The organism is Lentzea miocenica, assembly GCF_033949945.1.
Lineage (GTDB): Bacteria > Actinomycetota > Actinomycetes > Mycobacteriales > Pseudonocardiaceae > Lentzea > Lentzea miocenica.
In genome coordinates, this window is the sequence record NZ_JAXAVW010000044.1 from 56091 (window position 1) to 68706 (window position 12616).

Here is a 12616-nt window from a genome sequence, read left to right on the forward strand (position 1 = left end):
ACTATCCGCACTCTTCGCCGTGCTGCGACTACTGAAAGGACCCTGATGGGACGGCTAAAGGGTGACGCCGCGCTCGGCGAGCCAGCCCACGGGGTTGACCTTCTGCCCGCCGCCGACCCAGACCTCGAAGTGCAGGTGCGGCCCGGTCGACTGGCCGCGGTTGCCGATCGTCGCGATCTGCTGCCCGGCCTTGACCTTCGCACCCTGCGGCACGTCGATGGTGTTCATGTGCCCGTAGACGGTGATGGTGCCGTCCGCGTGCTGGATCCGCACCCACAGCCCGAACCCGGACGCGGGCCCGGCCTCGATCACGGTGCCCTCCATCACGGCCACGATCGGCGTGCCGATGGCGTTCGCGATGTCGACACCGTTGTGGCTGGTGCCCCAGCGAGCACCGAACCCGGACGTGAACGTCCCCTGGGCCGGCCTGACGACCTTGGGACGCTTCGCCTCTTCCTCGGCGGCGATGCGAGCCTGCTCGGCCTTGATGGCCGCCTGCCGCTGCACGTAGGCGCCCTCAGCGGACTTGAGCGCCTCACGAACGTGGAACTGCGCCTGAATCTGCTCGGCCTGAAGCAGCTTGCGCGTCTCGGCACCGGTGTCCAGCGAGTGGATCGTCTGGATGTCCTGCGGCTGCGGCTGCGACTGTCCGGTCATGGCCGCCGCGAGATCCTTGGTGGCCGCAACGGGGACGATGCGGTCGACCGGCGTGACCGTGGCCATCGCCTGGGTGAAACCAGCGCCGGCGAGGGCGCCCGCGGCGACAACCGCCGCAACGGCCTTCTTGCGGTCCAGGTCCACTCTGCCGACGAAATCGACCAGCGGGCCCTTCGCTCGATGCCGTGCCAAACCTGCCTCCATGCACTCGGGGGAGTTCGGCAACCGCGCTTCGCCTGGCGTCGGGGGGCCTGGCTGCGGGCTTCGGGGGCCCGGTGGTGGACTGGACCGCTTCGGGGGCGGATCCGTGTCCTTGCGGTTATCGAACCGTGACATGCGGCGCAGAACGTAACCTCGCGTCACCGGCCCGGGCAAGCCATGTGGGGGTTTGGGTGACAAGGCCCACTAGCGGTAACGCGCTGTAGTCACGCGGCAAGTTGCTTGGTCAACGCACTTTGTACCAATCCCGGTCTTGGTGTTTGTACTGGTCAGTCGCTTTATCGTGAAAGGGTCACGGCCGTGTTTTGAGGCGGGCTCGCCTGGGGACGGTCACCAGGCGTGTGCGCGCGGGATTTCGGGCATGGACGAGGCGTGGGAGGTCATCTACCCAGCGCGGCATCACCACGCGGGCCCACCAATCGCGGCGTTGCCCCGTCCATCGCCACAGACCCCACCCAAAGCAAAGGGCCGCCGGACGCGGCTGGCGTCCGGCGGCCCTTCAGGCCGGGCAAGTCCGTGCTGGACTCGCCCCTACTTGTACTTGGCGGCGGCCGGCGGCAGCGGCGCCACCGGCAGGCCCTCGTGGATCGCCTTCATCGCGTTGAACCACGTCGGCGCCGCGACCTGGCCACCGAACACGCCCTGCGAGCTGCCGGGGCAGAACCGGATCGGGTTGGCGCAGATCACCTGGGGCGAGTTGCCGTCGGCGTAGGTCATCACGGCGCCCGCGTACTGCGGGGTGGCGGCGAGGAAGGCCACCGACTTGTGCTCTTCGGTCGTGCCCGTCTTGCCGATGGCCGGACGGTTCCAGCCGGAGCCGGCGGCGGCCGCCGCGGCGGTGCCGGAGCCGCTGGTGTCGTGGGACATGCCCTGGGCCAGCGAGTTGGCCAGGTCGGGCTCCACCGCCTGCTCGCAGGGCTTTTCCTTGAGCGGGATGTCCTTGCCGTAGCGGTCGACGACCTTCTCCACCGGGGTCGGCGGGCACCAGGTGCCGGCGGACACGATGGTGGCGGCCACGTTCGCCAGCTCCAGGACGCTGGTGGCGCCGGGGCCGAGGGTGTAGGAGCCCGCGTTGTTCTGCTTCGTCCAGTCGCCCTGGGTCGGGCCGTTGGACTTGTCGGCCTTGATGGGCTCGCCGGAGCGGTTCACGCCCTGCAGCGTCTCGCGCATGCCCAGGCGGTAGGCCATGTCCACGACGCTGTCGAGGCCGGTCTTCTCCTGCAGGATGACGAAGCCGGTGTTCGGGGAGGTCGCGAGCGCCTGGGTCAGCGACATCTTGTCGTTGTACTTGCCCGAGTTCTCCACGACCCACGGCTTGTTGCCGTTCGGGTAGACCCTCGAGGCGTAGGTGGCGGGGACGTCGATCGTCTTGTCGATGCCGGTGATCCTCTTCTCCATTGCCGCGGCTGCGGTGAAGATCTTGTTCACCGAGCCGGGGCCGAACGGGAGGACCTCGGCGGGCACCGGGCGGGCGACCTGGCCGAGCTCGGCCTTGTTGCCGTAGTCGCGGGAGGCGACGAGGGCGCGCACGCGGTGCTTGTCGGTGCCCGGCTGGACGACGGACATGACGTTCGAGATGCCGTTCTGGGTCTTGGGGACCTGCTGCTCGGCCGCTGCCTTCGCGGCCTTGGTGGCCTTCGGGTCCAGCGTCGTCTTGATGGTGAGGCCACCGCGCTGCAGCTGCTTGTCCGTGATGCCCGACTCGCGCAGGTAGTCGAGCAGGTAGGAGCAGAAGAAGCCGTAGATCGGGCCGTCACCGGCGCCGACGCAGCCCTTCGGCAGGATCTGCAGGTCCTCGACGATGCCCAGCGGCGCGGCCTTGTACTCGCCTGCCTTCTTCTCGGCCTCGCCCTGGTCCGTGCCGAACGCGTTGTTCTCGCGCATCTTGTCGATGACGAGGTTGCGGCGCTCCAGCGCCTTCTCCGGGGAGGCGCCGGGGTTCAGCGACGACGGGCGGTTCGCGATCGCGGCCAGCAGTGCGGCCTGCGGGACGGTCAGCTTGTCCGCGGTCGTGTTGAAGTACGCCTTGGCGGCGGCACCGACGCCGTAGGTCTGGTTGCCCAGCGGCACGATGTTCAGGTAGCCGGTGAGGATCTCGTCCTTCGACATCTGCTGCTCGAGCTGCAACGCGACCCGCGCCTCGCGCATCTTGCGGCCGATCGTCGCCTCGGTGGCCTTCTCCCAGGCCTCCTGCTCGTTGTCGGCGCCGAGCACGAAAGCCATGTAGTTCTTCACGTACTGCTGGGTGAGCGTGGACGCGCCCTGCGTCGCGCCACCGTCCACACCGGCCTTGGCGGCGGCACGGGCGATGCCCTGCCAGTCGACGCCGTGGTGGTCGAAGAACCGCTTGTCCTCGATCGCCAGGATCGCGGCCTTCATCGTGTCCGAGATCTGGGCGGACTCCAGCGGCACCCGGTACTGGTCGTACAGGTAGGCGATCGCCTCGCCGTTCATGTCCTGGATGGTGGTGACGAGCGGCAGCTCGCCCTTCGCGAGGTCACCGGACGTCTGGTCGACCGTGTCGGCCGCGCGGTTGGACGCGAGCCCGAGACCTCCGACGAACGGAAACACCATCGCAGCGAGGAGCACGCCCGCCGTCAGGCACAACCCCATCAATTTGACCAAGCCTGACGCGCGTGCGGCGAACAACCCGCAACTCCTTCCGAACAAAACCCCAGAGATTCCCTACGTATAAGTCGCGCGAGAGGCCCGTGAGGTTGCGTCCGCTGATCGACTGTTTTGAACTTACCGGAGCAGCCGCAACCCGATCGTCGGACTAGCCCTCCGCACCTCCACGCCGGCGTGGTCGGGCAACAGGTCGTCGAGGAACCCGTAGCGCGAGAGCTCCTCGTCCGGCCGCCTGCTCACCGTTCGCCACCAGACCGCGATGTCCCCCCAGCCGGGAGACGACAGCGAACCGCCGAAATGTTGCACGGACAGCGCGGCGCACAGGTTGGCGAAGCGCACCTTGTGCTCCAGCGGCCACCCGGCCAGAGTGCCCATCACGAACCCGGCGCCAAACACGTCACCGGCACCTGTCGCGTCGAGTTGCGCGACGTTCAGCCCTGGCACGTCCACGCACTCGCCGGTCGTGCCGTCCACCGCCACGGCGCCGCCTCCCCCGCGGGTGACGACGACCACAGGTACGTGCTCGGCGAGCTTGCGGGCCGCGGCCTCCGGGGTGTCGGTGCGGGTGTAGCCCTGGGCCTCGACGTGGTTGGGCAGGAACACGTCGTATCCGTCGAGCCGGCGCAGCAGCTCCGGCGACCACGCGCCGGTGCGGTCCCAGCCGATGTCGGCGAAGAGCTTCGCGCCGTTCTCCTTGGCCGTGCGCACCCATTGTTCGTCCTCGGCCTGGATGTGCACGAAGCACGCTCTGGTCGACGGCGGCGGGCAGAAGAGATCGTCCGCGACAACGGGTGCCTTGTGGCCGTGCGTGACCATCGAACGGTCGCGCTCCATCGCCATGGAAACAGTCACGGGCGAATGCCACCCGTAGAAGCGCCGGCAGTAAGAGAGGTCGACGCCCTCCTGGTCGGCCAGCACGTCCCAGCAGAAGTCGCCGTACGCGTCCTCGCCGAACGCCGCCGCCAGCGCGGTCTTCAGCTCCAGCCTGCGCAACGCCACCGCGAGGTTCGCGATCCCGCCGGGACACGACCCGAGCCCCTCCGCCCACACCTCGGTGCCCGCGGCCGGTGGGCGGGGCAGGCCGGTGAAGATGATGTCGAGGAACACCGTGCCGGTCAGCAGCACGTCGAAGTCCGGATCAGCCGTGGGATCAGCCATGCGTAAACCTTGCCACTCACCCCCGACAGTCATGCAGTAGAAACGTCGGTCATGGGGGTTCCGCTCAGGAAAAACGTCCAGTTCCAGCTGCTCTGGCTCGGCGGCGCAGTCTCACAGCTCGGCACCACGATGACCGCGCTGGCGGCGCCGCTGCTGATCATCACGCTCACCGGCTCGCCGTTCTGGGCGGGTGCGGTCGGCGGCGTGCGGGCGGCCGCGCTGATCATCACGCTGATGCCGGCAGGCGTGTGGGTCGACCGCTGGGACCGGCGGACGACGCTCGTGTGGAGCCAGACCGTCCAGGCGGGCGCCGCGGCCGCGCTGGCCATCGCGATCCTCACCGATCGGGCCCACATCGCGGTCTTCCTCGCGCTCGCGGTGGTCGACGGCGTGTGCACGGCGTTCGCCACCCCTGCACGGACGGCCGCGATCCAGGCCGTGGTGCCGAAGGACCAGCTCAGGACCGCCTATGCGCAGGAGGAGGCGCGCGGTCACGCGGCGCGGGTGGCCGGGCCACCGCTGGGCGCGCTGCTGATGGCCGCCGGTCGGGCGGTGCCGTTCGTCGTCGACGCCGTCACGTTCGCCATGGCGGCGGTCTGCGCGTGGTTCGCCAAGATCCCCGCACGGGCCGAGCAGAAGCCACGCCAGAAGATGCACCACGACATCAAGGAAGCCGGCACGTGGCTCTGGCACCAGCGGGGCCTGCGCAACCTGACGTTCGTCTTCCTGGTGCTGAACCTGCTGGGCGGCGCGTCGATGCTGCCGGTGATCGTGCTGGTCGGCGAACGCGGCGGCACCGCGCTCGACACCGGTGTGGTGTTCGCGGGCATCGGCGTGGGCGGGATCCTGGGTTCGCTGCTCTCGCCGAGGGTCACGCTCGCTCCCGGCAAGCTCATCGTCGCGGTGCTGGCGATCTTCGGCCTCTGCAACCTGGCGATGGCACTGCCGTTCGGTGCTTTCTGGCCGTTCGTGCCGCTGGCGATCACCGCGGTCGTCACGCCGTTGATCAACGTTGCGGTCGGCGCGCTCTACACCGAACTGGTGCCCGAGGACATGATGGGCCGCCTGGACGGCATCACGACGTTGGTCAGCCGCGTGCTGACCCCGTTGGCGCCGATGCTCGGAGGGTTCCTGGCGGGCGCGGTGGGTGGCGGCCCCGCCCTGCTCGCGTTCGGCGCGCTGATCCTGGTGACGGCCGGGGTCGCGATGGCCACGGACCTCAGGACGACTGCTCCGCAACAGTCCTGAGGTGCGGAACCCGCCATCGAGCCGGACACCTGAGAGTTTCCGCTGAACGGAAGCCCGCCCTTTCCAGTGACGCCGACCACGACGTCCACTGAGGACATGCCCGAACGCCCCGCTCTGCTGCTCGTACATGGCGCCTGGCACGGCTCCTGGTGCTGGGAACCGCTGCGCACACTGCTCGCGAACGACGGTTGGCGGGTCGACACCGTCGACCTGCCCAGCGTGGGATCACCCGCACATGGCATGCACGACGACGCCGAGGTGATCAGCGCGGCGATCCAGAAGATCGGCGGCCCGGCCGCCGTCGTCGCGCACTCCTACGGCGGCATCCCCGCCACGCAAGCCGCGGCCGGTCAGCCGAACGTCCGGCACCTCGTCTACGTCGCCGCGTTCCTGCCGGACGTCGGCGACTCGCTGCTCGGCATGGTCGGCGGCACCCCACCGCCGTGGTGGCGGCAGGACGGTGAAGTGGTCCACGCGCTGACCCCGGAGGCGATCTTCTTCAACGACGTCGACGAGCCGCCGGTCGACAAGATCCAGGCCCAGAGCTACCGGGCCTTCACCGACCGGCTCACCCAAGCGGCCTGGCACGACACGAGCAGCACGTACGTGATCGCGAACAACGACAACGCGATCCCGCCGTTCGTGCAAGAAGCAATGGCGCGACGAGCTACCGCGACCGAACGCCTCGATGCAGGACACTCCCCGTTCCTGTCCTGCCCGCGAGACCTCGCGGCGATCATCGCCACAGCGTCCAGCGCGGCTAGCCCTCTTCCGCGATCATCTCCCGCATCCGGGTGAGCGCGCGGTGCTGTGCCACCCGCACCGCACCCGGCGTGGACTGCACGGCCAGCGCGACCTCCTCGGCGGACAGCCCCACGGCCACCCGCAGCACGAGGATCTCGCGCTGGCGGGGCGGCAGCTTGTGCAGCAGCCGCGTGACCTGGGCCATCATCTCGCCGTTGACCGCGTGCTGTTCCGGGCCGAGCTCGAGCGAAGGGCAGTCCGGCAGCTCCGGCACGACCTCCGCGCGGTTGCGCACGGCCTTGCGGCGGGCGTCGGCGACCTTGTGCGCGGCGATGCCGTAGACGAACGCGAGGAACGAGCCCGGCTCGTAGCGGTACTTGGACAACGCGCCCAGCACCGCCACGCAGACCTCCTGCGCGATGTCCTCGGCCGAGACGAGCGTGCGCTCGCGGCCGCCGACACGGGCGCGGCAGTAGCGCACGATCAGCGGCTGGATCCGGCCGAGCAGGTGCTCGACCGCCCGTCTGTCTCCGTCCAGGGCGGCATCGACGAGGTCGGTGAACTCGGCTTCGGCGAGCCACTGACTGGAGACCGGCGCCTGGCGCACCCGACGGCGCATGGGCACCGTTGGCTGGTTCCAAGTGTCCTCAGGTGAGAGGACGCCGACACCGCCACCGGTCCGCACGGCTGTGGGTTGAACCATCCCGGCGACCTCCTCCACTACAGCGACACTAGGGGCTTCACTGAGATAGAGAACGCAGCGAGCCGGTTGATACCGCCTGCTTCAAAGAGGACCACGAAGTCCGCACGGGTGGGGGAAGCAGCACCCTTTTGGGGTAGAACGTGGTCCTAATGGCCCAGTCTTTCGGCCATGCCGAATTGCTGGACGCCGAGGTAGCCGACCCGGAAACCTGCCTCCGAGTAGGCCAGGTAGAACTCCCACATCCGGCGGAACGTGTCGTCGAAGCCGAGCTCGCGGACCTCGTCCCAACGGGTGAGGAACGTTTCGCGCCACCGCCTCAGCGTCTCGGCGTAGTCGTGGCCGAACGAGCGCGTCTCGACGATCCGCAGCCGCGTGTGATCGCGCACCGACTCCTCGATCGAGCGGACCGACGGGATGAGCCCGCCGGGGAAGATGTACTTGTGGATCCAGGTGTAGCTGGCCTTGCTGGCGATCATGCGGTCGTGCGGCATGGTGATCGCCTGCAGCCCCACCCGGCCGCCCGGCGCGAGCACCCGGTCGAGCACCGAGAAGTACGCGGGCCAGTATTCCGCGCCGACGGCCTCGACCATCTCGACGCTGACGACGGCGTCGTACTGACCGTGCTCCTCTCGGTAGTCACGCAGCTCGACCGTCACCCGATCGTGGAAGCCCGCGTCCCTCACCCGGTCCAGCGCCAGCTTGCGCTGTTCGGCCGAGATCGTCAGCGAGGTGACGGTGGCGCCCCGCTCGGCCGCCCGGATCGCCAGCGCGCCCCAGCCCGTGCCGATCTCCAGGACCCGCGAACCGGCCCGGACACCGGCGTAGTCGAGCACGCCGTCGATCTTGCGCAGCTGGGCCGTGCGCAGGTCGAGGTCCTGGTTCTCGAACAACGCCGACGAGTACGTCATCGTCTCGTCCAGGAAGGTCGCGAACAGCTCGTTCGACAGGTCGTAGTGCCGGTGGATGTTCTGCCGCGACCCGGCGACGTCGTTGACCTCGTTCTGGCGCCGTTCCGCGATCCGCCGCAACCGCTGCAGGCCGGGCGGGATCAGCGTCGAGAGCCGTGCCGCGAACGCCGCGAGGACGTCCGCGAGCTCGTCGGACACCCAGTCGCCCACCATGTACGCTTCGCCGAAGCCGATCTTGGCGTCGGCGCCGAGGCGGTGGAAGAACTCGGCGGGCCGGATCAGGCGCATGACCGGACCGCCGGCTCCCCACGTGCGGCCGTCGGGCAGCTGGACCGTCACCGGCAGCGTGCCCACGGCGTTGCGGAACAACGACTCGGCGATCCGGGCGCGCAACGGCGACCGCGGCGCGTCGAACAATCCCGGCCAGATGCCCTGACCGGGACGGGGCAAGGTCAGCGTGCTCATCCATCACTCCTGGGGATGATCGGTATGCGCCTCAGGTAGAGGGCGATGCCATGGCGGCGGATCAGCGCGGACACGCGCTGAGGCATCAACGGCCGTCTGAAGAGCATCCGCAGCCCCTTGCCGCGTTCGCCCTTCATCGTGGCGCTGAAGGTCGTCTTCCCGTTCTGCCGCAACGCGATGGTCACGGACAGCTGGTCTCCCGGCTTCGGCAGCTTCATCACGTACTGGCCGTCGACCTCGAGAAACGGGGAGACGTAGAACTCCTTGTCCACCGACGCCCTGCCGTGGTCGTCGGTGCGCAGCAGATAGCAGTGCCGTCCGCCGTAGGTGTTGTGCACCTCCGCGACCACACACACGAGCTCTCCGGAAGCGTCGTGGCACCAGTACACGGACAGCGGGTTGAAGACATAGCCGAGCACACGGGCGTTGGCGAGCATGAGGACCTGCCCGCCGCCGAGCTCGATCCCGCGCTCGGCCAGCCACGCGTCGAGGTTCTCCCGGATGCTCCTGTCCGGCGCGCCGACGTGATCGCGCGCCTCGAACCGGGCGAACGGCTTCACCCACCAGGGCAGGCGAGGTAACTCGTCCAGGTCGACGAGCCACATGTAGGCGCGGTTGCTGAACGTCCGATCGATCAGCTCGCGGCGGGTGTGGGTGATGACGACGTCGTAAATCACCAGTCGACCCCGAAGTGCTGGGCCGCCCGCACACCCGATGCGCAGCCGTCCTCGTGGAAGCCCCAACCGTGGTACGCGCCGGCGAATGCGGTGGTGCCGGTGTTGATCTCCGGCAGACGTCGTTGCGCGGCAACGGATTCAGGCGTGTAGATCGGGTGCTCGTACACCATCCGCGCGAGCACCTTGTCGGGGTTCACGTCGTGCGGGTTGAGCGTGACGACGAACTCGCGTGGTTCGTCGAGCCGCATCAGGCGGTTCATGTGATAGCTGACCAGCACCTGGCCATCGGCCTCACGGCACGCACGCTTGTAGAGGTTCCACGACGCCTTCGCGCCGTTCGTGCGCGGCAGGATCGACGCGTCGGTGTGCAGCCAGGTCTCGTTGCGCGAGTACCGGAACGCGCCGAGCACCTCCTTCTCCTGACGCGTCGGGTCGGCGAGCAGCCCGAGCGCCTGGTCCGGGTGCGTGGCGACGACGACGTGGTCCGCGGTGTGCAGCACGTTGTCGTCGTCGCGGATCTCGACGCCCGATCCCGTCCGGGTGACCGCACGGATCGGGGTGCCGACGTGGACCGCCTTGAGCCCCCTGACCGCGCGGTCGACGTACGTGCGGGAGCCGCCGACGACGGTCTTCCACTGCGGGGTGCCGCCGATCGAGAGCATCCCGTGGTTGGCGAGGAACTCGAACAGGTACCAGGCCGGGTACTTCATGCTCAGCGCCGCTCCGGACGACCACACGGCGCTGACCAGCGGAATGATGAAGTGGTCGACGAAGTACCTGCTGTACCCGCCGATCGCGAGGAACGCGCCGAGCGTGACGTCGTGCGCCTCCTCGTGGTCGAGAACGCGCTGCGCGTGCCGGTAGAACCGCGTGATCTCGGCGAGCATCCGCAGGTACTGGCCGTTGGCCACGTTCTTCGGCTGCGCGAACAGACCGGGCAGCTTCCGCGCGCCGGCGTACTCGAGCCCGCAGCCGTCGCACCGGACGCTCAGCGACATCTCGGAGTCCTGAGTGGACACGCCGAGTGCGCGGAACAGCCTGATCAGGTTCGGGTACGTCCGTTCGTTGTGGACGATGAACCCGCTGTCGACCGCCACGCCGTCCAGGTCGTGGGTGTGCGCGTGGCCGCCGAGCCGGTCGTCGGCCTCGAACAGCGTGACGTCGTGCTTGCGTTGCAACACATAGGCGGCGGTGAGCCCGGCAACCCCTGCTCCGATGACAGCGACCTCAGCCACGCGAGCCTCCCAAAGGCACGTCGAGGCCACGCGGCGAGGCCTCCCGCATGGCATTCGAGATGTCCGGCGCCACCGGTTCGAGCCCGAGCTCACCGTGCACGAAGTCGACGACGAGCTTCGTCCAGTCACGCGCTCGTTTCAGCATCGCGTGGCCGTCGCCTTCGACGTTGAACCGCGCGACCCGGTCCGTCACGGTCTTGGCCTGCTTCGCGAACCACAGCGACTTCGCCGGGTCGGTCATCCGCTCCCGGTCGCCGTGCGCGATGAGCAGCGCCCTGCCCCTCAACTGCTCGAACGGCTCGCCGGGCACCAGCCACGGCGCGAGCGCGCACACCGCCACCACGCTCGGATGCCCGGCAACGCGCAGCGCCGTCCGGCCGCCCATCGAGTGCCCGACGAGCACAATCGGCCTGCCGGGATGCAGTTCGGTGATCTTGTCGAGCGCCCACCGCGCGTCCTTGACCGGGTCGAGGCTCGGCGCGTTCCAGCCGCGGACCCGGTAGCGGAGGTTCCAGACCTCGACACCGGGTGCGCGCAGCGCGCGGGCAAGCGGGATCATCCGCAGGTACGCGAGGTTGTGGCGCCGAACGGGTTCGGTGCCGTGTTCCCGTCCGCCGTGCAGTACGAGCACGACAGCATTCGTACCGCCCGGCGGTTTCAGCACGTCTACATGCGGATGCACACTTGATGTTCGTGAGGCCACGCTCTCCGGCTCGGCCGTTGAGAGCCAGGTCACACCTGTAATGTCGGCCGGGATGATCAAGGACTTGGACGCGATCGACGGCACCGAGGGCCCGGCAGCGGTCCGCGCGTTGATCGGCTCACTGCGTTCCGACGACTACACCTCACACATGGCGGTCTACGGCGCCCTGGAGCTGTTCCCGCCCGCGGTGCTCAGCCAGGGCACGATCGACGCCGTTCCCGAACTGCTGGAGATCCCGGCGGAGAACAGCGGCGAGGTGCTCCTGCTCGTGGCCGCCATGTTGAACGAGGAGGAACTCCACGCCTTCAACGTCGCTTTGGGCCGGTTGGAACCCGACGCACGTGAGCGGCTGGCCGACCTCGTCACCCGCCACGAGCAGGGCGAATCGCTCGCCGACGACCGGACGCTCGGCCGCCTGCGCGCCGAGTAGTGTTCGAACCCGTGATCGAACACCTCAGCATCGAGACCGAGGCAGGCACCTTCGACGCCATCGCGTCCGGCCCGGAGGACGGCCGCCCGGTGCTGCTGCTGCACGGCTTCCCCGAAGCCGCCATCGAGTGGGAACACCAGGTCGCGGTGCTCGGCGTGAACGGCTTCCGCGCAATCGCCCCCGACCAGCGCGGCTACTCCCCCGGCGTCCGGCCGGAACAGGCCTCCGAGTACACCGTGACGCACCTGGTCGGCGACGTGATCGCGATGGCGGACGCGCAGGGCTGGGGCACGTTCGACCTGGTCGGCCACGACTGGGGCGGCGCCGTCGCGTGGTGGACCGCGATCGACCACCCGGACCGCCTGCGCACGCTCTCCGTCTTCTCCACGCCCCACCCCGGCGCCCTGAAGACCGCGCTGCAGACCGACGAAGACCAGCACATGCGCTCGCAGTACATGCTCGACTGGCGCGAACGCAGCACCGAGCGGCGGATGCTGGACAACAACGCCCACGCGCTCAGGTCGATGTTCGAGTGGCGGGTGCGGCAGTCGCACGTCGACGAGTACATCCAGCGGCTGAGCGAAGAAGGCGCGCTGACGGCGGCGTTGAACTGGTACCGCGCCGGCAAGCCGTCGGGGGCGGCGGACAAGGTCACCGTCAAGACCATGTACGTCTGGAGCACCGAGGACGTGGCGTTCGGGTCGATGGCCGCGTTCGAGACCGAGAAGTGGTGCACGGGCGGCTACCGGTTCGAGATGGTCGAGGACGTCTCTCACTGGATCCCCGAGGAGATCCCGGAGGCCGTGTCCTCGATGCTTCTGGAACATCTGAACTAGATTTG

The 12616-nt window shown here is 68.8% G+C and carries 12 protein-coding genes; 4 read left to right on the forward strand and 8 right to left on the reverse strand.

The window, feature by feature from the left end; genetic code table 11:
- Nucleotides 1–54: 54 nt before the first annotated feature.
- The 3 genes from SK803_RS40025 to SK803_RS40035 form a co-directional block, all read right to left on the reverse strand.
- A complete protein-coding gene (locus SK803_RS40025; RefSeq protein ID WP_319971419.1) occupies nt 55–849 on the reverse strand; it encodes a M23 family metallopeptidase in 795 nt (264 codons plus the stop codon).
- A 558-nt stretch (nt 850–1407) separates the two neighbouring features.
- Entirely contained in the window at nt 1408–3489 is a 2082-nt protein-coding gene (locus tag SK803_RS40030) for a transglycosylase domain-containing protein (RefSeq protein WP_319971420.1), read from the reverse strand.
- A gap of 132 nt (nt 3490–3621) precedes the next feature.
- A complete protein-coding gene (locus SK803_RS40035; RefSeq protein WP_319971421.1) occupies nt 3622–4662 on the reverse strand; it encodes a carbohydrate kinase family protein in 1041 nt (346 codons plus the stop codon).
- Between the two features lie 51 nt (nt 4663–4713).
- On the opposite strand from SK803_RS40035, the gene SK803_RS40040 reads away from it, so the two are divergent.
- Nucleotides 4714–5910 carry an MFS transporter gene (locus SK803_RS40040; RefSeq protein WP_319971422.1) on the forward strand — a complete coding sequence of 399 codons (1197 nt, stop codon included), beginning with the start codon at nt 4714–4716 and terminating at the stop codon, nt 5908–5910.
- Between the two features lie 96 nt (nt 5911–6006).
- The gene (locus SK803_RS40045) at nt 6007–6708 is read left to right on the forward strand and encodes an alpha/beta fold hydrolase (protein ID WP_319971423.1); all 702 of its coding nucleotides are present in this window, start codon (nt 6007–6009) and stop codon (nt 6706–6708) included.
- Here SK803_RS40045 and shbA read toward each other — a convergent pair.
- From shbA to SK803_RS40070, 5 genes are all read right to left on the reverse strand, one after another.
- Entirely contained in the window at nt 6671–7357 is a 687-nt protein-coding gene (shbA, locus tag SK803_RS40050) for an RNA polymerase sigma factor ShbA (protein ID WP_319971424.1), read from the reverse strand. The genes SK803_RS40045 and shbA overlap by 38 nt on opposite strands.
- Before the next feature lie 146 nt (nt 7358–7503).
- Nucleotides 7504–8730, reverse strand: a complete 1227-nt coding sequence (locus SK803_RS40055; RefSeq protein WP_319971426.1) for a cyclopropane-fatty-acyl-phospholipid synthase family protein — start codon at nt 8728–8730, stop codon at nt 7504–7506.
- The gene (locus SK803_RS40060; protein ID WP_319971427.1) at nt 8727–9407 is read right to left on the reverse strand and encodes a DUF1365 domain-containing protein; all 681 of its coding nucleotides are present in this window, start codon (nt 9405–9407) and stop codon (nt 8727–8729) included. Before SK803_RS40060 ends, SK803_RS40055 begins: the two co-directional genes overlap by 4 nt.
- Nucleotides 9404–10642 (reverse strand): NAD(P)/FAD-dependent oxidoreductase, encoded by a 1239-nt coding sequence (locus SK803_RS40065; RefSeq protein WP_319971428.1) that lies wholly within the window; start codon nt 10640–10642, stop codon nt 9404–9406. Before SK803_RS40065 ends, SK803_RS40060 begins: the two co-directional genes overlap by 4 nt.
- A complete protein-coding gene (locus tag SK803_RS40070) occupies nt 10635–11273 on the reverse strand; it encodes an alpha/beta hydrolase (protein ID WP_319971429.1) in 639 nt (212 codons plus the stop codon). The genes SK803_RS40065 and SK803_RS40070 overlap by 8 nt, the downstream gene beginning before the upstream one ends.
- A gap of 124 nt (nt 11274–11397) precedes the next feature.
- Between SK803_RS40070 and SK803_RS40075 the strand changes: the two genes are divergently transcribed.
- Nucleotides 11398–11775, forward strand: coding sequence for a hypothetical protein (locus tag SK803_RS40075; protein ID WP_319971430.1), 378 nt, complete (start codon nt 11398–11400; stop codon nt 11773–11775).
- A gap of 11 nt (nt 11776–11786) precedes the next feature.
- Complete coding sequence (locus SK803_RS40080) at nt 11787–12611, forward strand: alpha/beta fold hydrolase (RefSeq protein ID WP_319971431.1); 825 nt, start codon at nt 11787–11789, stop codon at nt 12609–12611.
- Nucleotides 12612–12616: the final 5 nt, after the last annotated feature.

Coding starts and splice junctions, on each gene's coding strand:
- SK803_RS40030 (WP_319971420.1), bottom strand. CDS start 3,489: ATGGGGTTGTGCCTGACGGCGGGCGTGCTCCTCGCTGCGATGGTGTTT.
- SK803_RS40035 (WP_319971421.1), bottom strand. CDS start 4,662: ATGGCTGATCCCACGGCTGATCCGGACTTCGACGTGCTGCTGACCGGC.
- SK803_RS40040 (WP_319971422.1), top strand. CDS start 4,714: ATGGGGGTTCCGCTCAGGAAAAACGTCCAGTTCCAGCTGCTCTGGCTC.
- SK803_RS40045 (WP_319971423.1), top strand. CDS start 6,007: ATGCCCGAACGCCCCGCTCTGCTGCTCGTACATGGCGCCTGGCACGGC.
- shbA (WP_319971424.1), bottom strand. CDS start 7,357: ATGGTTCAACCCACAGCCGTGCGGACCGGTGGCGGTGTCGGCGTCCTC.
- SK803_RS40055 (WP_319971426.1), bottom strand. CDS start 8,730: ATGAGCACGCTGACCTTGCCCCGTCCCGGTCAGGGCATCTGGCCGGGA.
- SK803_RS40075 (WP_319971430.1), top strand. CDS start 11,398: ATGATCAAGGACTTGGACGCGATCGACGGCACCGAGGGCCCGGCAGCG.